Origin of the sequence: Nocardia sp. NPDC059177, from assembly GCF_042755165.1 — a bacterium.
Classification (GTDB): Bacteria; Actinomycetota; Actinomycetes; order Mycobacteriales; family Mycobacteriaceae; genus Nocardia.
Genome location: NZ_JBHZBX010000022.1, coordinates 1 through 20,108, shown reverse-complemented (window position 1 = coordinate 20,108; position 20,108 = coordinate 1). Strand labels below are relative to the sequence as shown.

At 69.1% G+C, this 20,108-nt stretch carries 20 protein-coding genes; 13 read left to right on the top strand and 7 right to left on the bottom strand.

The genetic code is table 11. The annotated features are described in order from the left end of the window. Nucleotides 1-18 precede the first annotated feature (18 nt). Complete coding sequence (locus ACFXK0_RS24115; RefSeq protein ID WP_379412989.1) at nt 19-654, top strand: DUF3105 domain-containing protein; 636 nt, start codon at nt 19-21, stop codon at nt 652-654. On the opposite strand, the gene ACFXK0_RS24110 is transcribed toward ACFXK0_RS24115, so the two are convergent. From ACFXK0_RS24110 to ACFXK0_RS24100, 3 genes are all read right to left on the bottom strand, one after another. Further along, nucleotides 651-1,076, bottom strand: a complete 426-nt coding sequence (locus ACFXK0_RS24110) for a PPOX class F420-dependent oxidoreductase (RefSeq protein ID WP_379412988.1) — start codon at nt 1,074-1,076, stop codon at nt 651-653. The genes ACFXK0_RS24115 and ACFXK0_RS24110 overlap by 4 nt on opposite strands. A gap of 71 nt (nt 1,077-1,147) precedes the next feature. Beyond that, nucleotides 1,148-1,765 (bottom strand): LuxR C-terminal-related transcriptional regulator, encoded by a 618-nt coding sequence (locus tag ACFXK0_RS24105; protein ID WP_379412987.1) that lies wholly within the window; start codon nt 1,763-1,765, stop codon nt 1,148-1,150. Next, complete coding sequence (locus ACFXK0_RS24100) at nt 1,762-3,207, bottom strand: sensor histidine kinase (RefSeq protein WP_379412986.1); 1,446 nt, start codon at nt 3,205-3,207, stop codon at nt 1,762-1,764. The genes ACFXK0_RS24105 and ACFXK0_RS24100 overlap by 4 nt, the downstream gene beginning before the upstream one ends. Nucleotides 3,208-3,336: 129 nt before the next feature. On the opposite strand from ACFXK0_RS24100, the gene ACFXK0_RS24095 reads away from it, so the two are divergent. From ACFXK0_RS24095 to ACFXK0_RS24085, 3 genes are read left to right on the top strand one after another with little or no spacing between them, the layout of a single operon-like run. After that, nucleotides 3,337-4,380: an ABC transporter permease gene (locus ACFXK0_RS24095; RefSeq protein ID WP_379412985.1), complete on the top strand. Its 1,044-nt coding sequence runs from the start codon at nt 3,337-3,339 to the stop codon at nt 4,378-4,380. 10 nt (nt 4,381-4,390) lie between these two features. Continuing rightward, complete coding sequence (locus tag ACFXK0_RS24090) at nt 4,391-5,101, top strand: ABC transporter ATP-binding protein (RefSeq protein WP_379412984.1); 711 nt, start codon at nt 4,391-4,393, stop codon at nt 5,099-5,101. A gap of 18 nt (nt 5,102-5,119) precedes the next feature. Beyond that, on the top strand, nt 5,120-5,506 hold the full coding sequence (locus ACFXK0_RS24085; RefSeq protein WP_379412983.1) for a hypothetical protein: 387 nt from the start codon (nt 5,120-5,122) through the stop codon (nt 5,504-5,506). A 10-nt stretch (nt 5,507-5,516) separates the two neighbouring features. Here the strand turns inward: ACFXK0_RS24085 and ACFXK0_RS24080 are convergent, their stop codons facing one another. The 3 genes from ACFXK0_RS24080 to ACFXK0_RS24070 form a co-directional block, all read right to left on the bottom strand. Then, entirely contained in the window at nt 5,517-5,951 is a 435-nt protein-coding gene (locus ACFXK0_RS24080; RefSeq protein WP_379412982.1) for a type II toxin-antitoxin system VapC family toxin, read from the bottom strand. After that, entirely contained in the window at nt 5,948-6,202 is a 255-nt protein-coding gene (locus tag ACFXK0_RS24075) for a type II toxin-antitoxin system Phd/YefM family antitoxin (RefSeq protein ID WP_379412981.1), read from the bottom strand. Before ACFXK0_RS24075 ends, ACFXK0_RS24080 begins: the two co-directional genes overlap by 4 nt. An 83-nt stretch (nt 6,203-6,285) precedes the next feature. Continuing rightward, the gene (locus tag ACFXK0_RS24070; RefSeq protein WP_379412980.1) at nt 6,286-6,879 is read right to left on the bottom strand and encodes a TetR/AcrR family transcriptional regulator; all 594 of its coding nucleotides are present in this window, start codon (nt 6,877-6,879) and stop codon (nt 6,286-6,288) included. A gap of 94 nt (nt 6,880-6,973) precedes the next feature. Between ACFXK0_RS24070 and ACFXK0_RS24065 the strand changes: the two genes are divergently transcribed. The 9 genes from ACFXK0_RS24065 (at nt 6,974) to ACFXK0_RS24025 (ending at nt 19,601) form a co-directional block, all read left to right on the top strand. Continuing rightward, nucleotides 6,974-8,542 carry a carboxyl transferase domain-containing protein gene (locus ACFXK0_RS24065; protein WP_379412979.1) on the top strand — a complete coding sequence of 523 codons (1,569 nt, stop codon included), beginning with the start codon at nt 6,974-6,976 and terminating at the stop codon, nt 8,540-8,542. A gap of 5 nt (nt 8,543-8,547) precedes the next feature. After that, nucleotides 8,548-10,782, top strand: a complete 2,235-nt coding sequence (locus tag ACFXK0_RS24060) for a biotin carboxylase N-terminal domain-containing protein (RefSeq protein ID WP_379412978.1) — start codon at nt 8,548-8,550, stop codon at nt 10,780-10,782. Next, entirely contained in the window at nt 10,779-11,939 is a 1,161-nt protein-coding gene (locus tag ACFXK0_RS24055) for an acyl-CoA dehydrogenase family protein (protein WP_379412977.1), read from the top strand. Before ACFXK0_RS24060 ends, ACFXK0_RS24055 begins: the two co-directional genes overlap by 4 nt. Before the next feature lie 107 nt (nt 11,940-12,046). Next, the gene (locus tag ACFXK0_RS24050; protein WP_379413044.1) at nt 12,047-12,496 is read left to right on the top strand and encodes a MaoC family dehydratase; all 450 of its coding nucleotides are present in this window, start codon (nt 12,047-12,049) and stop codon (nt 12,494-12,496) included. Next, nucleotides 12,493-13,317 (top strand): HpcH/HpaI aldolase/citrate lyase family protein, encoded by an 825-nt coding sequence (locus ACFXK0_RS24045; protein WP_379412976.1) that lies wholly within the window; start codon nt 12,493-12,495, stop codon nt 13,315-13,317. Before ACFXK0_RS24050 ends, ACFXK0_RS24045 begins: the two co-directional genes overlap by 4 nt. 99 nt (nt 13,318-13,416) lie before the next feature. Beyond that, on the top strand, nt 13,417-15,354 hold the full coding sequence (locus ACFXK0_RS24040) for an acetoacetate--CoA ligase (protein ID WP_379412975.1): 1,938 nt from the start codon (nt 13,417-13,419) through the stop codon (nt 15,352-15,354). 18 nt (nt 15,355-15,372) lie between these two features. After that, nucleotides 15,373-16,602, top strand: a complete 1,230-nt coding sequence (locus tag ACFXK0_RS24035) for a TetR/AcrR family transcriptional regulator (RefSeq protein ID WP_379412974.1) — start codon at nt 15,373-15,375, stop codon at nt 16,600-16,602. A gap of 90 nt (nt 16,603-16,692) precedes the next feature. Further along, on the top strand, nt 16,693-18,117 hold the full coding sequence (locus ACFXK0_RS24030) for a DUF1254 domain-containing protein (protein ID WP_379412973.1): 1,425 nt from the start codon (nt 16,693-16,695) through the stop codon (nt 18,115-18,117). A 26-nt stretch (nt 18,118-18,143) separates the two neighbouring features. Next, nucleotides 18,144-19,601, top strand: a complete 1,458-nt coding sequence (locus ACFXK0_RS24025) for a catalase (protein WP_379412972.1) — start codon at nt 18,144-18,146, stop codon at nt 19,599-19,601. Between the two features lie 63 nt (nt 19,602-19,664). Here ACFXK0_RS24025 and ACFXK0_RS24020 read toward each other — a convergent pair whose 3' ends face one another. Beyond that, entirely contained in the window at nt 19,665-19,985 is a 321-nt protein-coding gene (locus ACFXK0_RS24020; RefSeq protein WP_379413042.1) for a type II toxin-antitoxin system VapC family toxin, read from the bottom strand. Between the last annotated feature and the right edge of the window lie 123 nt (nt 19,986-20,108).

Here is a 20,108-nt window from a genome sequence, read left to right as displayed (position 1 = left end):
ACCGGGCGAACACTGGGTGTGAGCATCGCGATGACCGCGCTCGTCGCGGCCGGGTGCACCACGGGCGCACCGATCCAGGGCACGCCGACCTCCTCGATGGACAGTTTCGTCCCCACCGAAGACAATCGGGACCCCTCACTGCAGATTTCCGGGGTCGTCACCGCCGAGTTCCCGCCCGGCAAGCACGTGACGAGTACCCAGCGAGTGGCCTATCCGGCGATCCCGCCGCTGGGCGGGCCGCACGACGCGCGCTGGGCCGCCTGCGACGGCGTCGTCTACGACCAGCCGGTACGCACCGAGAACCTGGTGCACTCCCTGGAGCACGGCGCGGTCTGGATCGCTTACGACCCGGCGCAGGTGAGCACGGAGGACCAGGAGACGTTGCGCGCGAAGGTGATCGACAAGCAGTACACGGTGATGTCGCCGATTCCCGGTATGGCCGAGGCGATCTCGCTCCAGTCCTGGGGCCACCAGCTGAAGCTCGACAGCGCCGGCGACGAGCGGATCGACCAGTTCATCGTCTCCCTGCGCGAAAACCCCTACACCACACCGGAAGTCGGCGCAACCTGCTCGTCCCCGAGCTTCGATCGCACCGACCCGCCACCGTTCGACCCGAGCACGCCCGGTCCGGACGCGGTGCCGATGGACGGCTAACCGGTCATGTCGAAGTGCGCGACGACCTTCGTCGGGCGCAAACGCACCACCAGCTCCCCCGGCACCCCGTTGCGCTTGCCGAACTCCTCACCCCGCTCCGCCCCCATATAGCGGGCGCCGATCGCGGTGGCGGTGCGCACGAGTTCGTCGAGGTCCTCGGAGAGGGTGACCGTGCCCTGCACCTGAACCAGCGCGTAGGGCGGTTCCTCGAGGTCCACACACAGGGCGACCCGCGGATCACGGGCGAGGGCACGGCCTTTGGCGGTGGTCTTGCCGGTATTGAACACCAGCTCGTCCCCCTCGACGACAAACCACACCGGCGTGACCAGCGGCCTCCCGTCGGCGGCGACAAACGCCACTTTCCCCGTCCGGGTGCCGTGGGAGAGAAATTCGCGAACCTTGGGATCAGCGAGATTTTCCATACGCACCAGCGTAGGTGCTGGACACGTGATCACCAGGCAACTACGTAATGGCCTGGTGATCTCGAGCTGCCCTAGATGGCGCCCCGGGTGCGGGCGGTGGCCACGGCGGAGGTGCGGGACTTGACGCCGAGTTTGGCGTAGATGTGCACGAGGTGGGATTTGACGGTTGTCTCGCTGAGGAAGAGTCGCTTGGCGATCTCCCGGTTGGACAGGCCGGCGGCGACCAGCCGCAGCACCTCCACTTCGCGGGGGCTCAGGGTGGTGTCGGCGCGGCGGACCCGGGTCATCAGACGTGAGGCGACGGTCGGCGAGAGCACGCTTTCGCCCGCGGCGGCGGCGCGGACGGCGGCGAGGAGTTCCGGCGGCGGGGTGTCCTTGAGCAGGTAGCCGACCGCGCCCGCCTCGATGGCGCCGAGGATGTCGGCGTCGGTGTCGTAATTGGTGACGACCAGGACGTTCGGCGGGTCTGCCAGTGCGCGCAGGCCCGCAGTGGCCGAGGCACCGGAGCGGCCGGCGCCGAAGCGCAGGTCCATCAGGACCAGGTCGACCGGGGTGGCGGCGCAGAAGGCCACGGCCGCATCGGCATCGGCGACGTCCCCGACGACGGTGATGTCCTCGGCCGCCTCCAGCAGGGCGCGCAATCCGGCGCGGACGATGGCGTGATCGTCGGCGAGCAGCAACCGGATCACGGGACCGTGCCCAGCGGGAAGGACACCGTGACCGCGGTGTGCCCGGGCTCGGATTCCACCGTCATGGCACCGCCCTGCTGTTCGACGCGGCTGCGCATCGCGGCCAGCCCGAACGCGCCGGCGCGCGGACCGCGCAGCACCGCGGGATCGATGCCGCGGCCGTCGTCGACGATATCGAGGTGCACGTCGGTGTCGTCGTAGGTGAGGGTGACCCGCATGCGCGCGGCGGCCGCGTGTTGCACCACATTGGCGACGGCGCTCTGCGCGATCCGCACCAGCGCGGCCTCCACCGGCATCGGCAGGCGCTCCGGTTCGCCTTCCACCAGCAGCTGGGTGGACAGGGTGGGTGATTGCGCGCGATCACAGATCCGCGCCAGCGCGTCGGCGAGTGACTGCCCGTCGAGGGCGGCCGGTGCCAATTCGTCGATGAGCCTGCGAGTTTCGGCCAGATCCTCCGCGGCGGTCTCGCGGGCGAGCCGGATCCGGTCCAGCGCGGGATGATCCGGCGCCGCCTGCTCGGCGGCGTGCAACAGCAGCTGGATACTGCTGAGCCCCTGCGCGACGGTGTCGTGGATCTCTTTGGCCAGCCGTTCCCGCTCGGCCAGCTTGCCCGCCGTGCGTTCCCGCTCGGCGAGAATCGCTCGGGTGCCGAGTAATTCGTCGATCAGCCGCTCGCGCTCGACGGCCTCCCGGTACAGCGCCTGATAGCCGAGCCCGATCCCGATCGCCACCGCCGCCCCGAGCACCGGCCCCACCGCCGCGGCCACCGACCAGCCCCGATGCGCCGCGAACCCGACCACCCCGACCACCGTCGCCAGTACCACCGCGGCCAGCCCCCAGCGCCGTGACAGCAGATGCAGGTAGAGGAAGAACAACCCGAACGCCAGATACACCGCGTCCGGCGTGAGCCCGAGCAACATCAGCCACAGCACGGTGAGAGCGGCCAACCAGCCCCACACCACAACGGAATCGCCGTCCGCCGCACCACGATCCGACCGGTCACCGAACTCCGGCGCCGACAGCTCATCGGACTTCGGTCCCGACGCACTGCGATCCGACCCGCTACCGGACGCAGACGGCTCACCCGAACCCGACCCCACCGACACACCAGGATCCGACCCACTGCCGAACCCCGACACAGACAGCCCGCCGAACTTCGATTCGTCCACGACGGCCCCGATCGGCCGTGATGCCCACCGCACATCGTCGACCGCCGACGCGGGTACCCCGGCGGCCAGTTTGTTCCCGCGCAAGCGGGGCAGTTCGGTGCCCGCGAAGTAGACCAGGAGCCAGAGGATGGTCAGCACGACCACCACGGCGCCATGTCCCCCACCGCCGGGCAGGACCGCGCGCACCGCGACGACCGCGGCCAGCACCGTGACCAGCACGTGCAGGCCGAGGCGCAGGGTGGTGACGACCGGCGTCAGGGGGGACGAGTGCACTCGACCAGCATATGTGCGGCAACCGGGGCGGCATCCATCGAAAGGTGTAAAGGCGGGCAGTCCTTGGGTGGACAGCGATTCCTGCGCGGGTGCGATGGCGGGACCCGTGCGCGCGGCGAGAGTGGAGGCATGTTCGTCGCACTCCGAGATCTGCGAGCCGCCCGCGGCCGCTTTCTGCTGATCACCACCGTGGTGCTGCTGGTGGCGGTGCTGGTCAGCTTCCTCAGCGGCCTCACCGCCGGGCTGGCGCACCAGAACATCTCCGCTGTCCAGGGCCTGCGCGCCGATCGGGTGGTGTTCGCCGAGACCGGCACCGATCCGTCGTTCGACGCCTCGGTGCTGACCGAGGAGCAGATCGCGCGATGGCAGGCGGCGGGCACCGTCACCCCGGTCGGCATCTCGCGGACCAGGGCCGAACACGCGGGCGCGAGCCCGGTGCAGGTCGCCTTGTTCGGCGGCGACCCCGCCGCATTCGGCAATCATCCAGCTACCGCACCGGGCGCGGTCGTGCTGAGTTCCGGTGCGGCCAGGGAACTGTCGGCCGGCACCGGCGACACCGTACTGCTCGCGGGGCACGAGTTCACCGTCGCCGCGGTCGCCGGGGACGAGTGGTACAGCCACACTCCGGTGATCTGGACGAGCATGCCGGACTGGCAGGCGGCCAGCCCGCGCGCCGGTGCGGCGACCGTGCTCGCGGTGACCGGTGACAGCCCCGCCGGACTCGACGCCGAAGCGGGGACGCGGACCGTGCCCGCCCGCGAGGCCGTGCAGGCGATCGGTTCCTACCAGGCCGAGAACAGCTCGCTCACCTTGATGACGGTGCTGCTGTTCGCCATCTCCGCGCTGGTCATCGGCGCCTTCTTCACCGTGTGGACGGTGCAGCGCCAGCCCGATATCGCCACCATGAAGGCGCTCGGCGCCACCACCGGTTCGCTGGTCGTCGACGCTCTCGCCCAGGCCGCGATCGTTCTGGTGACCGGTGTCGCGGCCGGCCTCGGCATCACCGCGGTGACCTCGCTGTTCCTCGGTGACGCCATGCCGTTCGTGCTCTCCCCCTCGACCACCCTGATGCCCGCGGTGGCGCTGATCGCGCTCGGCCTGGCCGGTGCGGCGGTCGCATTGCGCTTCCTGTTCACCACCGATCCGCTGACCGCGCTCGGCGCGACCCGCTGAAGGACTCCCCATGGCACTCACCCTCACCGATGTCACCCTCACCTACGCCGACGGCGCCGGCAGGCTCACCGCCCTCGACCGGGTGCACCTGCGGGTTCCCGGCGGCACGATCGCCGCCGTCACCGGCCCGTCCGGCTCCGGCAAGTCGAGCCTGCTCGCGGTGGCGGCGACGCTGATCCGGCCCGACGCGGGCCGCGTCGAGCTCGACACCGATTCGGGCAGTATCGAGCTCGCGACGCTGAGCAGGCGCGCGGCCGCCACGATCCGCCGCGAAACGATGGGCATCGTGTTCCAGCAGCCGAATCTCATTCCGGCGCTCACCGCCGTGGAGCAACTCGAGGTCACCGCCCACCTGGGCGGCCGCTCCCGTGCCCGGCGCGGCGTAACCCGTTCCCGCGCACTGGAGCTCCTCGATCTGGTCGGGCTGGCGGACCATGCGCGCAAGCGTCCGGCGCAGCTGTCCGGCGGGCAGCGCCAGCGCGTCAATATCGCCCGCGCCCTGATGAACGATCCGGCGCTGCTCGTCGTCGACGAACCGACCAGCGCGCTGGACTCCGAACGCGGCGCGGCCGTGCTCGACCTGATCGCCACCATCGCCCGCGAGCATCGCGCGGCGACCGTGCTGGTCACCCACGACCCCACCCACCTGCACCGCATGGACGCCGTCTACCGCATGACCGATGGCCACCTCAGCACCCTGGCGGTCCCCGCCGCCGCCTGACCAGGGCAGACTGGACCGATGAGCGCACCGAGGCAGCTGATCGTCGTCGACGCGGCCAATGTCGTCGGTTCGCGGGCCGACGGCTGGTGGAAGGATCGCGCGGGCGCCGCCCGCCGCCTGCTCACCGCCCTGGCCGAGTTGACCACGCGCCTGCCCGACACCACCGATATCACCGTGATCCTCGAAGGCGCCGCCAAACCGGCCGCCGACACCCCGACACCGCCACGCCTGCGCATCCTGCTCGCCGATGGCTCCGGCGACGACGCGATCGTCGAAGCCGTCACCGCGGCAACCGATTACGCCGAACTCACTGTCGTCACCGCCGACCGCGAACTCCGCACCCGCGTCACCGCCCACAACGCCACCACCGTCGGCCCCACCTGGCTATGGAACCAGCTCACCTGATCGCGCCCGGCTACAGGTCCGGCGCGTTCGTGTCGAAAGCAGCGACCCCCAGCTCTTTCCATGCGGTCAGCAGCTTCCGGTCACCCGAAGCCGCGACCAGGTCAGAATCCTCCAACTGCGCCGCTGCCGCGCAGTGGACAGCATCGTAACCACGCAACGCGTACATCTCGGCGAACTCCGACGCTGTCCGAACCAGAGTTTCGTCCACCTCGGTAACGTTGATCTGCTCCCAGTAGTCGTCACGCAGCCGCTTGGCCGCCGCGAACTCGGCACTGCTGAGCCGACCCATGCGGTGTGCCTGAGCCAGCGCCGCCGCCGATTCCACGTAGAGCAGCCGACACGAGACAATGTCGTCGGCGAGGTCCCAGAACCGGCGGCACGCGGGGCTCCCCGGCTCGACGACCAACAGCGGAATGAACGCCGCGGTATCCAGGTAGCCGATCACCGGCGCTGGTCGTCGACCAGGTCGGAAACGATTCCGCCGCCCTGAATCGGCTCAGTCGTCGTCTGCTTGCGTTTACGTGCAGGTTGAATCCGTCCCTCTTTGCGCAATTGCTCCAACGCGGTCAACCGATCGACAGGGACGATCCGGGCTATCGGATTCCCGTGGTCGGTGATTGTCACCGACCGTCCCGAGCGCACCTCCGCCAGATGGCGGCTGAGATGATCCCTGAGGTCTCGCACACCGATCTCCATCGACCCTCCTGAAGTGGCCATAATTATTATTACCATTGTAGCCATATTTGCCAGACTCTGGACGATTCACAGCGCTGAGTTCATCAGCGCAACGCGGCCAGGGCCATCTCCCGCAGGACCGGCCTGGCCTTGCCCGCGCTGGCCTTGGTCGCACTGTGCGGGGTGGAGTTGATCAGGCCGAAGGCGGCGTGCGCCTGGATGCGGGCGGTTTCCTCGGTCAGGCCGGGGCGCAGCTCGCGCAGCACGCCGACCCACACCTCCACGTACTGGCGCTGGAGGCGGCGCAGGGTGCGGCGGTCGGGGACGGGGACGTTGTCCAGGTCGCGGTCCTGGATGCGGATGAGTTCGGGGTCGCCGAAGGCGAAGTCGAGGTGGAAGTCGACCAGGTCTTCCAGGGCTTGGGCCGGGGAGTCTGCCGTGGACACCACCGCGCGTCCGCCGTCGTAGAGCCGCTCACTGACGCCGACGAGGAGTTCGACCAGCAGTGCCTCCTTGTTCGCGAAGTGGCGGTAGACGGCGGGGCCGCTGATGCCGACGGCCGCGCCGAGGTCGTCGAGGCGGACGCCGAGGAAGCCACGGTCGGCGATCAGCCGGGCGCCCGCGGCGAGCAGCTGCGCGCGGCGCTGGGCTTTGAGCTGTTCACGGCGGGTCACCGGGACGGATTCGGTACTGGACATCCGGGCGCTCCCTAGCTCACTCTGGACAACTCGGTTAGTCAAGATTAACCTGAATTTCAGTTATTGGCGATTAACCGGATGGCAGGATGGTGTGATGTCGAGCAATCGGGACGCGCACGGCGCGCTCGTCGCGGAGCTGCGGGAACGGCTGGCCACGGCCGCGCTGGGAGGCCCGCGGAAGTCCCGCGAGCGGCACGTGGCCAGGGGCAAGCTGCTCCCGCGCGAACGGGTCGACCAGCTGCTCGATCCCGGCAGCCCGTTCCTCGAGCTGTCCCCGCTGGCGGGCAACGGCATGTACGGCGACGAATGCCCAGGCGCGGGCGTGATCGCAGGCATCGGCCGCATCGCGGGCCGCGAGTGCCTGGTGCTGGCCAACGACGCCACCGTCAAGGGCGGCACGTACTACCCGATCTCGGTGAAGAAGCATCTGCGCGCGCAGGAGGTGGCCGCGCAGAACAACCTGCCGTGCGTGTACCTGGTCGACTCCGGCGGCGCCTTCCTGCCGCATCAGGACGAGGTGTTCCCCGACCGCGAGCACTTCGGCCGCATCTTCTACAACCAGGCGAACATGAGCGCCAAGGGCATCGCCCAGATCGCGGCGGTCATGGGCTCGTGCACCGCGGGCGGCGCGTATGTGCCCGCGATGGCCGACGAGGCCGTCATCGTGCGCGATCAGGGCACCATCTTCCTGGGTGGTCCGCCGCTGGTGAAGGCGGCGACCGGCGAGGTCGTCACCGCCGAGGAACTGGGCGGCGGCCTGCTGCATTCGCGCACCTCCGGCGTCACCGATCACTTGGCCGACGACGACCGCGACGCGCTGCGCATCGTCCGCAAGATCGTCGGCACGCTGGGTCCCAAGCCCGAGGCACCGTGGGAGGTCCTGGAAAGCACCCCGCCCGCCAAGGACACCGACGAGCTCTACGACGTGGTCCCCGTCGACGCGCGCACCCCCTACGACGTGCGCGAGGTGATCGAGCGGATCGTCGACGGCGAGGCCGGGTTCCACGAGTTCAAGGCCGAATACGGCAAGACCCTGGTCACCGGGTTCGCCCGCATCCACGGTCACCCGGTCGGCATCGTCGCCAACAACGGCGTGCTGTTCAGCGAATCCGCCATGAAGGGCGCGCATTTCATCGAACTGTGCGACAAGCGCAAGATCCCGCTGCTGTTCCTGCAGAACATCACCGGCTTCATGGTCGGGCGCGACTACGAGGCGGGCGGTATCGCCAAGCACGGCGCGAAGATGGTCACCGCGGTGGCCTGCGCGCGGGTACCGAAGCTGACCGTGGTGATCGGCGGCTCCTACGGCGCGGGCAACTATTCCATGTGCGGGCGCGCGTATTCGCCGCGCTTCCTGTGGATGTGGCCGAACGCGCGGATCTCGGTGATGGGTGGCGAGCAGGCCGCCTCGGTGCTGTCGACGGTGCGCGGCGAGCAGCTCGACAGCGCGGGCCAGCCCTGGTCGGACGAGGATCAGGAGGCGTTCAAGGCCCCCATCCGCGAGCAGTACGAGACCCAGGGCAACCCCTACTACGCCACCGCGCGCCTCTGGGACGACGGCGTGATCGCGCCGTCGGACACCAGAACCGTGCTCGGCCTTGCCCTGTCGGTGTGCGCGCAAGCACCACTCGAGCCCGTTTCCTACGGCGTCTTCCGGATGTGAGGGACATGCTGAACAATTCCACCCCCGTCGAGTTCGACACCGTGCTGGTCGCCAATCGCGGCGAGATCGCGGTGCGTGTGATCAAGACCTTGCGCGCCATGGGTATTCGCTCGGTCGCGGTGTACAGCGACGCCGATGCCGGTGCCCGCCACGTGCGCGAGGCCGATGTCGCGGTGCGCCTGGGGCCCGCACCCGCGCGGGAGAGCTATCTGTCGATCGAGAAGGTCGTCGACGCCGCGATCCGCACCGGGGCGCAGGCCGTGCATCCGGGTTATGGCTTCCTGTCGGAGAATTCGGCGTTCGCCGCGGCGCTGGCCGACGCGGGCATCGTGTTCCTCGGCCCGCCGGCGAAGGCGATCGAGGTGATGGGCGACAAGATCACCGCCAAGAAGACGGTCACCGCGTTCGGCGTGCCCGTGGTGCCCGGCATCGCCGAGCCTGGGCTCACCGACGAGCAATTGGTCACCGCAGCGGCCGAAGTCGGCTATCCGGTGCTGGTGAAGCCGTCCGCCGGTGGTGGCGGCAAGGGCATGCGGCGGGTCGAGCGGCCCGAGGACCTGCCCGCGGCGCTGGTCAGCGCACGACGCGAGGCGGGTGCCGCCTTCGGTGACGACACGTTGTTCCTGGAGCGGTTCGTCACCCGGCCCCGCCATATCGAGGTGCAGATCCTGGCCGACAAGTTCGGCAATGTGGTGCATCTGGGCGAACGCGAATGCAGCTTGCAGCGCAGGCATCAGAAGGTGATCGAGGAAGCGCCGTCGCCGCTGCTCGACGCCGCGACCAGGGCCCGGATCGGGACCGCGGCCTGCGATACCGCGCGCAGTGTCGACTATGTCGGCGCGGGCACGGTGGAGTTCATCGTCTCCGCCGACCGGCCCGACGAGTTCTTCTTCATGGAGATGAACACCCGCCTGCAGGTCGAGCATCCGGTGACCGAGCTGATCACCGGTGTCGACCTGGTGGAATGCCAGGTGCGGGTGGCCGCGGGTCAGCGGCTGACCCGCACGCAGGACGAGATCCACCTGGTAGGCCACGCGGTGGAGGCGCGCGTCTACGCCGAGGACCCGGGACGCGGTTTCCTGCCGACCGGCGGCACTGTGCTCGCGCTGGACGAGCCGGGGGACCCGGCATTTTCGTGCAATTCGGCCGTCGGCAGTCAGAATACTGACTGGGGCGCGCAGAATTGCACGAATACGCCGGGCGTGCGGGTGGACTCGGGGCTTCTCGAGGGCACCGTAGTCGGCAGCGATTACGACCCGATGCTGTCGAAGGTGATCGCCTACGGCGACACCCGCGCCGACGCCATCGCCCGGCTCGATCGCGCGCTGGAACACACCGTCCTGCTCGGCGTGACGAGCAATATCGAGTTCCTGCGCTACCTGCTCGCCGACGACGACGTGCGGGCCGGACGCCTGGACACCGCCCTGCTCGACCGCCGGGTCGGCGATTTCCACCCCGCCACCGTCACCGACGACGAGTTCCTCGCGGCCGCCGCCTACCGCTGGCTGCGGGAGTGGCCTGCCACCGGCGGCGATCCGTGGTCGGTGCCCTCGGGCTGGCGGCTGGGTGCACCGGCCCCCACGGCGCTCCGGCTCGCCGCCGGGGATCGCATCCGCCACGTGTTCCTCACGGGCACACCGGACTCCGCCACGGTGCGACTGACCGACGACGACACCGCACCCACCGCCTCGTCCGGGCAGGTGAGCGCGCCGGTCCCGCACCAGCAGCACGCCTCCGGCGTCCCCGCCGCCCCACCGCACCCATCCACCGTGCCGCCCCAGCCGGGCGAGCCCGCCGGCGACAGCGCCCGCTCGCTCACCGCCACCCTGTCCGGGGACCGGCTCACCCTCACCGTGGACGGTCTGCGCCACACCTATCGCGTCGCCGAGGCCGACGGCCAGGTATGGGTGAGCACCGGCGGGAGCGTCGCGGTGCTGCGGGAAGTCGCCGAGGCGAGTGTCCGCGGCGACGCGGCCCATGTCGGTGACGCCGAGATCCGCAGCCCCATGCCGGGTTCGGTGATCGCCACCCCGGTCGCCAACGGCGCGACCGTGGCGGTCGGCGACCCCGTGATCGTCATCGAAGCCATGAAGATGGAGCACACGCTCACCGCCCCCGTCGCGGGCACCGTCGAGGTGCTGGTGCCGCCCGGTACGCAGGTGAAGCTGGACCAGGTGCTGGTCCGGGTGCTCGCCGAAACCGTTGTCGCAGAGACCGAGCGCGAAGGAACCAACGCATGACCGACTACCTGTCCACCGGCTCGCTGCCGGACGAATACCGTCAGCTCGCCCTGACCGTGCGCGATTTCGCCGAGCAGGTCGTCGCGCCGGTGTCGGCGAAACACGATGCCGAGCACAGCTTCCCGTACGAGGTCGTGGCCGGCATGGCCGAGATGGGCCTGTTCGGCCTGCCTTTCCCCGAGGAGTTCGGCGGCATGGGCGGTGACTATTTCGCGCTGTGCCTGGCGCTCGAGGAACTCGGCAAGGTCGACCAGAGTGTGGCCATCACCCTCGAGGCCGGCGTCTCGCTGGGTGCCATGCCGATCTACCGCTTCGGTGACGACAAGCAGAAGGCCGAGTGGCTGCCCCAGCTCACCAGCGGCCACGCGCTGGCCGGTTTCGGGCTCACCGAACCCGACGCGGGCTCCGACGCGGGCGGTACCCGCACCACCGCCGTCGAGGACGGCGAGAGCTGGGTGATCAACGGCAGCAAGCAGTTCATCACCAACTCCGGCACCGATATCACCCGCCTGGTCACCGTCACCGCGGTCACCGGGCAGAGCGGCGGCAAGAAGGAGATCTCCACCATTCTGGTGCCGACCGCCACCCCCGGTTTCGTCGCCGAACCGGCCTACAACAAGGTCGGCTGGAATGCCTCGGACACCCATCCGCTCAGCTTCACCGATGTCCGGGTGCCGCGGGAGAACCTGCTCGGCGAACGCGGCCGCGGCTACGCCAACTTCCTGCGGATTCTCGACGAGGGCCGCATCGCCATCGCCGCGCTCGCGGTCGGCGCCGCGCAGGGCTGTGTCGACGAGAGCGTGCGCTACGCGGGTGAGCGCCAGGCCTTCGGTCAGGCGATCGGCCGCAACCAGGCCATCGCCTTCAAGATCGCCCGGATGGAGGCGCGCGCGCATGTGGCCCGCACCGCCTACTACGACGCGGCGGCACTGATGCTGGCGGGCAAGCCGTTCAAGAAGGCAGCATCGATCGCGAAGATGGTCGCCAGCGAGGCCGCCATGGACAACGCCCGCGACGCCACCCAGATCTTCGGCGGCAACGGCTTCATGAACGAATACCCGGTCTCGAGGCACTACCGTGACAGCAAGATCCTGGAAATCGGCGAGGGCACGACGGAGGTACAGCTGATGCTGATCGCACGGGAGCTGGGGCTGTGAGCGCGCCTGATCACGGCGGCCCGGAGGCGGCAGCGGAGCGTGACCACGGAGGGCCTCGAGAGCAGGCGCCATCGAGCACCGAAACGCGCCGGGTCGTCCAGCGGGGATTGTGGTTCGAGGAGTTCGAGATCGGCACGATCTACGAGCACCGCCCCGGCCGCACCATCACCGAGGCCGACAATGTCCTGTTCACCACGCTGACCATGAACACCCAGGCCCTGCACCTGGACGCCGCCTTCGCCGATGCGCAGCCGCCGTTCAACCAGCGCCTGGTGAACTCGATGTTCACCCTGTCCACGCTGATCGGGCTCTCGGTCGCGCAGCTGACCCAGGGCACCCTGGTCGCCAATCTCGGCTTCTCCGAGATGACGCTGCCCGCCCCGCTGTTCCACGGCGACACCATGTACGCCGAAACGCTGGTCACCGGCAAGCGCGAGTCCAAGAGCCGCCCGGGTGAGGGCATCGTGAACTTGACCCACACCGCGCGCAATCAGCACGGGGTGATCGTGGCGACGGCGGTCCGCCAGACCCTGGTCCGGAAGGAGCCCACCGCATGAGCGTGCCCACCTGGGAGCCGACCGGACCGGCCTGGCTGTTCTGTCCGGCCGACCGGCCCGAGCGCTTCGCCAAGGCCGCCGCGGTCGCCGATGTGGTGATCCTCGATCTCGAGGACGGGGTCGCCGCGGGTGACAAGGAATCGGCCAGGAAGGCCATGCTCGAGACCCCGCTCGACCCCCGGCACACCGTGATCCGGGTGAACGCGGCCGACACCGCCGACCACGCCGCCGACCTGGCCGCCCTCGCGCAGACCCCCTACCGGCGCGTCATGCTGCCCAAATGCGAATCGGCCGAACAGGTTCGAGGGCTGGCGGGCTACGAGGTGATCGTGCTGATCGAATCGCCGCTCGGCGTGGTGCGGCTGGCCGAGTCGGTCGCCGCCGAGAACGCGATCGGGGTCATGTGGGGCGCCGAGGACCTGATGGCCGGGCTGGGCGGCAACTCCAGCAGGCACGCCGACGGCAGCTATCGCGATGTCGCCCGCCATGTGCGCTCGACGAGTCTGGTGACGGCCAAGGCTTTCGGGCGTTTCGCCCTGGACTCGGTCTACCTGGACATCAAGGATCTGGAAGGGCTCGCGGTGGAGACGCTCGACGCGGTGGCCGTCGGCTTCGACGCCAAGGTGGCCATCCATCCGAGTCAGGTGGCGGTGATCCGCGAAGGCTACGCGCCCGACGCCGACGAACTCGATTGGGCACGAAGGGTACTCGCCGAGGTACCGAACCATCGGGGTGTCTTCGCGTTCGAGGGACGCATGGTCGACGCACCGGTGCTGCGGCACGCCGAGCGGATCGTCCGCCGGGCCGAGCTACCCGGCTGAGCAGCACACCCGGCGCGGGCCGAATACCGTTCGCGCGCCGGGGTAATCGACGGCCGGGGCAGTTCCGGCCCGCGTAACCCAGTACGAGGAGGACATCCGGTGCAACCGCAATGGGAACCGACCGCCCAGGACATCGCGTCGGCACGGATCACCGACTTCGCCGCCTTCGTCAGCGGCCGGACCGGCGAGCAGTACCCCGACTACCAGTCGCTGTGGCAATGGTCGGTCGACGACATCGCCGGCTTCTGGCAGGCGCTGTGGGACTACTTCGAGCTCGGTGAGCACGCGGGCGAGGTCCTCGGGTCGCGGGAGATGCCCGGTGCGCGATGGTTCCCCGGTACGCGGCTGAACTATGTCGACCAGATCATCCGGATGGCTCAGCCGGGCAGGCCCGCGATCATCGCGCTGCACGAGGACACCGACCCGCACGAGATCTCCTGGGCCGAATTGATCGAGCAGGTCACTGTTTTCGCGCGCACGCTGCGCGAACAGGGGGTCGAGGCGGGCGACCGGGTGATCGGCTACCTGCCCAATATCCCCGAGGCGATCGTGGCCTTCCTGGCGACGGCGAGCATCGGCGCGGTGTGGAGCGCGTGTGGTCAGGACTATTCGGCCAAGGCTGCGCTGGACCGGCTCGGGCAGCTCGACCCGACGGTGCTGGTCACCGCCGACGGCTACCGCTTCGGCGGCAAGGCCCACGACAAGCGCGCCGATATCGCCGCGCTGCAAGACGGGCTGCCCGGACTGCGCGCGACCGTCGCGGTGTCCCAGCTCGGACTCGACGTACCCGGCGCGCTGCCGTGGTCGGACGCGGTGGCCGACGCGGGTCTCGGCGTGATCGAGACGACCCCGGTCGATTTCGATCATCCGCTCTGGATCGTGTTCTCCTCCGGCACCACCGGCCTGCCCAAGGGCATCGTGCACGGCCACGGCGGCGTGCTGCTCGAGCATCTCAAAGCCGTTGCCCTGCAATCCGATATCGGCCCCGAGGACACCTTCTTCTGGTTCACCAGCCCCAGCTGGATGATGTGGAACTTCCAGGTCGCCGGGCTGCTCACCGGATCGACCATCGTCACCTACGACGGCAGCCCGACCGCCGGCTCCCCGGATGCACTGTGGCGCCTGGCCGCTCAGGTGCGCGCGACGGTGCTCGGCACCAGCCCCGGCTATGTCCTCGGTTGCATCAAGGCCGGTTCGGTGCCGCGCTCCGATCACGATCTGTCGGCCCTGCGCACGGTCGGAATCACCGGCTCGGCGCTGCCGGTGTCGAGCGCGCTGTGGCTGGGCGAGAACGCGGGCGAGCACGTGCAGGTGAGTTCGATCAGCGGTGGCACCGATGTGGTGTCGGCGTTCATCGGTGGCGTGCCGACGGTGCCGGTGTGGCCGGGCGAGCTGTCGGCGCCGTATCTGGGCGTCGCCCTGGACGCCTTCGACGAGGCGGGCGAATCGGTGCGCGGCGAGGTCGGCGAGCTGGTGGTGACCGCGCCGATGCCGTCGATGCCGGTCGCCTTCTGGCGTGACGAGGACGGAAAGCGTTACCACGGCGCCTATTTCGACACCTATTCCGGCATCTGGCGGCACGGTGACTGGATCACCCTGACCGGGCACGGCAGCATCGTCGTACACGGCCGTTCCGATTCCACCCTCAACCGCCACGGCATCCGGATGGGCAGCGCCGACATCTACCAGGTGGTCGAGCAGTTCCCGGAGATCGCCGAAGCCCTGGTGATCGGCGCCGAACAGCCCGACGGCGGCTACTGGATGCCGCTGTTCGTCGTCCTCGCGCCCGGCGCCGAACTCACCGACGACCTGCGGACCCGGATCAGCACCGCGATCCGCACCGAGGTCTCCCCCCGGCACGTGCCCGACGAGATCCGCGCCGCCCCCGGCATTCCGCACACCCGCACCGGCAAGAAGCTGGAGGTGCCGATCAAGAAGCTCTTCCAGGGCGCCGATGCGGCCCGGGTGGTCGAACGCAGCGCCGTCGACGACCCGGAGCTGCTGGACTGGTATGCCCGGATCAGCCCTCCTCACTAGGCCTAATACACTTCTCGCATGAATGTCGGCGAGTCTCGTGGGGTGCGTGGGTCGGTAGTCGGCGGCGGAGCGGGCGAAGGGGTGCGGCGGCGGCCGAAGAATCGGCGGGCCCAGATCGCGGCCACCTCAGCGATGGCATTCGGCGCCGCCGGGTATCACGGGGTGAGCATGGAGGACATCGCCTCCGGGCTCGGTATCAGTTCGGCCGCGCTGTACCGGCACTATCCGAGCAAGTACGCGCTGTTCCGCGAGGAGCTGCTGCGCGTCGGGCAGTCCTTCACCACCTCGATCGAGATCCCCGCCGACGAGACGGTGGGCGCGGCGCAACGGTTGCGGCACATGCTGACCGGGCTCACCGGCGCCACCGTGGAGAACCGCGCGACCGTCACCCTGGTCCGCTGGGAAGGCCGCTACCTGGAGCCGGCCGACCGCCAGGTGCTCGACGACCACCGCGCCGCGGTCCTGCGCGCCTTCGGCGAGCAACTCGCGATCCTGCGCCCCGAACTCACCCCCGCCGACCTGCGCATGCTCTCGACCGCCATGCTCGGTGTGATCACCAGCATCGCCGACCATCACGCCGCCCTGCCCGTCCGTGCTCTCACCACCCTGCTCGGCGGCGCCTGCCTTGCACTGGCCGGTCCCGGATTGCCGCCCGCCGCAACGGCTTCCGAGCCGTCGACCCGGATCGAGATCCCGGAGGCGTTCAAACACGAACTGCTGCTGCGCAAAGCGGTCGACCTGTTCCACGAGCGCGGATACCCGAATGTCAGCGTCGAGGACATCGCCTCGGCGGCCGGGCTGTCGGCGGCCTCGGCGGTGTACCGGTTCTATCGCGGCAAGGCCGACATCCTGGCCGCCGCGTTCCGGCGCGCGGCCGACCGGGTGTCCGGTGCGATCGGGCGGGCGGTCGCGAGCACCGCCGACAGCGGCGCGGCACTGGACCAGCTGATCGGCCAATTCGTCGCCGACACCTTCGACGAGCGGGCGCTCGCGGTCGTCTACTACGCCGAGTTCGGGCACGTGCCCGTCGAGGAGCGCGCCGTGCTGCGCAATATCCAGCGGCTGAGTGTGCAGGAATGGGCGCGGCTGGTGCGCGAGGTGCGGCCCACGCTCTCGGCGGCCGAGGCGCGGTTCCTGGTGCACGCGGCGTTCGCGATGGTGATCGACCTGGGTCAGGCCTACGGTGACGATCCGGTCGCCTGCCGGGCCAGGGCGGGTTTCCTGATGCGGCGGGTGCTGCTCGGCTGAGCCGGCCCGCGGATTTCACCCGTTGCGTGTGAGGCGCGGCGGCGCGGGCCCGCCCTAGGGTGGCGCTCGATGCCATCGAACGGAGCGTGGATGGACGGTCGGGAGCCCCGCGGGCTGAGCAGACGGGCACTACTGGGTTGGGGCGCGGCGGCCACGGTCGCCGCGGCACTGCCCGCCTGCGGCACCGAGGAGCCGATCCCCACCGGCGACTGGCACACCGGCCCCACCGATGTGCTCGGCACCGCGATCAACGCTTACGTCTACGGCTATCCGCTGATCATGCTGGACATGATGCGGGCGGTCAGCGCGCCGACCAACGTCCTCGACCACAGCACCCTGCCCGACCCGCTCGATCGCGGGGTGGCCCGGCTCAGCCACGACATGCTCTACAGCCAGGCCTGGCTCGACCTGTCCGAGGAGCCGATGGTGCTGCAGATCCCCGGGATGGAAGCCGACCGGTACTGGGTCTTCCAGCTGATCGACGGCTGGGGCAACACCGTGCACGACCTGACCAGCAAGGATCCCCGCACCACCGTCGACGCCGACGGCCCACCGTTCACCTATCTCGTCGCCGGGCCGAGTTGGTCGGGCAAGGCACCCGCGCACACCGTCGAGCTCCGGATGCCCTCGGCGATGTCGACGATCGTCGGCCGAATCCAGATCAACGGCACGGCGGACGCGCCGCGGGTCAACCAGCTGCAGCAGGAGATGAAACTCATCCCGCTGCGCCGGTGGGAAGCGGGCGACTTCGACGCGACGGTGACCCGGGTGCATCAGATCGACCGCGGCACCGAGCCCCCGGTGAAACGGATCGCCGCCCTCGACGGGCGCACCTATTTCAACCGGATGTGCCGGCTCATGCTGACCAACCCGCCCCCCGACGCCGACAAACCGCTGCTGCGCTCCCTGGCCACCATCGGCGTGCAGCCCGGCGGCACCGTCGACGAGCTGCCCGACGAACCGCTGAACGAGGCCGTCCGCCAGGCCCACCGCCGCATCGATACCTGGGTCGACCCCACCGCCCGCAATGTCAACGGCTGGGAGATCCCCCTTCAGCTCAGCGACTTCGGCACCGACTACCTGCGCCGCGCCGCCCTCACCATGCGCTCCCCCGGCTTCGCCCCCATCCGTAATGTCCTCTACGCCACCATCCGCTCGGCCCCCACCACCGATGCCGCGGGCAACCCCCTCCGCTACCGCATCCGCTTCGCCCCCGGCCAATGGCCGCCGACCGACGCCTTCGCCTCCGTCACCGCCTACGACATCCAGGGCTTCCTGGTCCCCAACCCCGACGCGATCTACTCCGTCGGCCACGTGCCGCCGATCGACCGCGCCTCCGACGGCTCCATCGAAATCGCCATCCAGAACGAAAACCCCGGCCCCGCCACCCCCGCCGGCAACTGGCTCCCCATTCCCGCTGCCGGCGACTTCTCCCTCACCCTCCGCCTCTACGCACCGAAAGAGGCTGCGCTGGACGGACAATGGGTTCCACCACCGATGGATCTCGTGCAGTAATCGACCCACGACGACCAGGAGATGGCATGAGCGACAGCAATTTCACGACCTCGGACGCCGGCATTCCGGTACCCAGCGACGAACACTCACTGACCGTCGGTCCGGACGGCCCGATTCTGCTGCACGACGCCTATCTGATCGAGAAGATGGCGCAGTTCAACCGGGAGCGGGTGCCGGAGCGGCAGCCGCATGCCAAGGGCGGCGGCGCTTTCGGCACCTTCGAGGTCACCGACGATGTCAGCGCCTACACCCGCGCCGATGTCTTCCAGCCCGGCACGAAAACCGAGGTGCTGGCCCGGTTCTCCTCGGTCGCCGGTGAGCGGGGCAGCCCCGACACCTGGCGTGATCCGCGCGGATTCGCGCTGAAGTTCTACACCACCGCCGGGAACTTCGACATGGTCGGCAACAACACGCCAGTTTTCTTCATGCGCGACCCGATGAAGTTCCAGGAATTCATCCGATCCCAGAAACGCCGCGCCGACAACAACTTACGCGACAACGACATGCAGTGGGATTTCTGGACGCTGTCGCCGGAATCCGCGCATCAGGTGGCCTGGCTGCTCGGCGATCGAGGGATTCCCCGTTCCTGGCGGCACATGAACGGCTATTCGAGCCATACCTACCTCTGGTACAACGCGAACGGCGAACGGTTCTGGGTGAAATATCATTTCAAAACCGATCAGGGCGTGGAGTTCCTCACCCAGGAAGAAGGCGACCACTACGCCTCCGCCGACGGCGACCACTACGTGCGTGACCTGTGGGAACACATCAAGGCCGGTTCGTTCCCCAGCTGGACCCTGCACATGCAGATCATGCCGTTCGACGACGCCAAGACCTACCGCTTCAACCCCTTCGACCTGACCAAGGTCTGGCCGCACGGCGACTATCCCCTGATCAGGGTCGGCCGCCTCACCCTGAACCGCAACCCCACCGACTACCACACCGAAATCGAGCAGGCCGCCTTCGAACCGAGCAACGCGGTCCCCGGCACCGGCCCCAGCCCCGACAAGATGCTGCTCGGCCGCTGGTTCTCCTACCCCGATGCCCACCGCCACCGCATCGGCTCGAACTACGCGCTGCTGCCGGTCAATTCCCCCCACGCGGCCCCCACCCACACCTACACCAAAGACGGCGCCATGCGCTACACCAACGTCACCGACCCGGTCTACGTCCCCAACTCCAAGGGCGGCCCGCACGCCGACCCGAAGATCTCAGGCCCGGTGATCGGCTGGCACACCGACGGCGAAATGGTCCGCACCGCCTACACCCTCCGCCCCGACGACTCCGACTTCGGCCAAGCCCACACCCTGGTCCGCGAAGTCCTCGACGACCCAGCCCGAGACCGCCTCGTCAACAACGTCGTAGGCCACCTCCTAGCCGGCGTCACCGAACCCGTCCTCGCCCGCGCCTTCGACTACTGGCGCAATATCGACCCCGAGGTAGGCAACCGCATCGAACAGGAAGTCCGCCAGGGCCAGTCCTGAACGTCGAGAAGCCCGCTTCGCATCGGTAGCGAAGCGGGCTTCCGCATGCGGCCACCGGGAAACTCAGTCGATCAATTCGACCCGGCACGGGAGCCCGGGCGCCCGGCTCAGTTTCGCGTCGCTGGTCAGCAGGGGTACGTCGAGCCGGGCGGCCAATGCGGCATACAAGCCGTCATAAAAGGTGATCGTATGCCGGAGCTGCCACGCCTCCTCGGACAACCAACCATGAATGGCGTAGCGACGGTCGATCATCGTCGCCAGCATGCGCAGGCCGATCGCCGCTGTTGCCGGGTCGATGAGCTCTTTACGTTCATGACGCCGCAACACATTCCCGACCTCGGCATCAATCAGATGCGGCGCATGACAGGTCGCCGTTTCGATCAGCCGTCCAACCGCCTTGCCGACCGCGTCCTTAGAGCTCCTATCCAGTTCGATTGCTGAGGCGTCGCCAACAGATCAGTGCCGCACCAAGATTCATGAACCCGTAGTGGATGTCGGTACGACGTT

Excerpts from the sequence above, each read along its gene's own strand:
- ACFXK0_RS24035 (WP_379412974.1), top strand. The coding sequence starts at position 15,373 with ATGAATGTCGGCGAGTCTCGTGGGGTGCGTGGGTCGGTAGTCGGCGGC.
- ACFXK0_RS24030 (WP_379412973.1), top strand. The coding sequence starts at position 16,693 with ATGGACGGTCGGGAGCCCCGCGGGCTGAGCAGACGGGCACTACTGGGT.
- ACFXK0_RS24090 (WP_379412984.1), top strand. The coding sequence starts at position 4,391 with ATGGCACTCACCCTCACCGATGTCACCCTCACCTACGCCGACGGCGCC.
- ACFXK0_RS24095 (WP_379412985.1), top strand. The coding sequence starts at position 3,337 with ATGTTCGTCGCACTCCGAGATCTGCGAGCCGCCCGCGGCCGCTTTCTG.
- ACFXK0_RS24110 (WP_379412988.1), bottom strand. The coding sequence starts at position 1,076 with ATGGAAAATCTCGCTGATCCCAAGGTTCGCGAATTTCTCTCCCACGGC.
- ACFXK0_RS24085 (WP_379412983.1), top strand. The coding sequence starts at position 5,120 with ATGAGCGCACCGAGGCAGCTGATCGTCGTCGACGCGGCCAATGTCGTC.
- ACFXK0_RS24025 (WP_379412972.1), top strand. The coding sequence starts at position 18,144 with ATGAGCGACAGCAATTTCACGACCTCGGACGCCGGCATTCCGGTACCC.
- ACFXK0_RS24065 (WP_379412979.1), top strand. The coding sequence starts at position 6,974 with ATGTCGAGCAATCGGGACGCGCACGGCGCGCTCGTCGCGGAGCTGCGG.
- ACFXK0_RS24055 (WP_379412977.1), top strand. The coding sequence starts at position 10,779 with ATGACCGACTACCTGTCCACCGGCTCGCTGCCGGACGAATACCGTCAG.
- ACFXK0_RS24045 (WP_379412976.1), top strand. The coding sequence starts at position 12,493 with ATGAGCGTGCCCACCTGGGAGCCGACCGGACCGGCCTGGCTGTTCTGT.
- ACFXK0_RS24075 (WP_379412981.1), bottom strand. The coding sequence starts at position 6,202 with ATGGAGATCGGTGTGCGAGACCTCAGGGATCATCTCAGCCGCCATCTG.
- ACFXK0_RS24060 (WP_379412978.1), top strand. The coding sequence starts at position 8,548 with ATGCTGAACAATTCCACCCCCGTCGAGTTCGACACCGTGCTGGTCGCC.
- ACFXK0_RS24070 (WP_379412980.1), bottom strand. The coding sequence starts at position 6,879 with ATGTCCAGTACCGAATCCGTCCCGGTGACCCGCCGTGAACAGCTCAAA.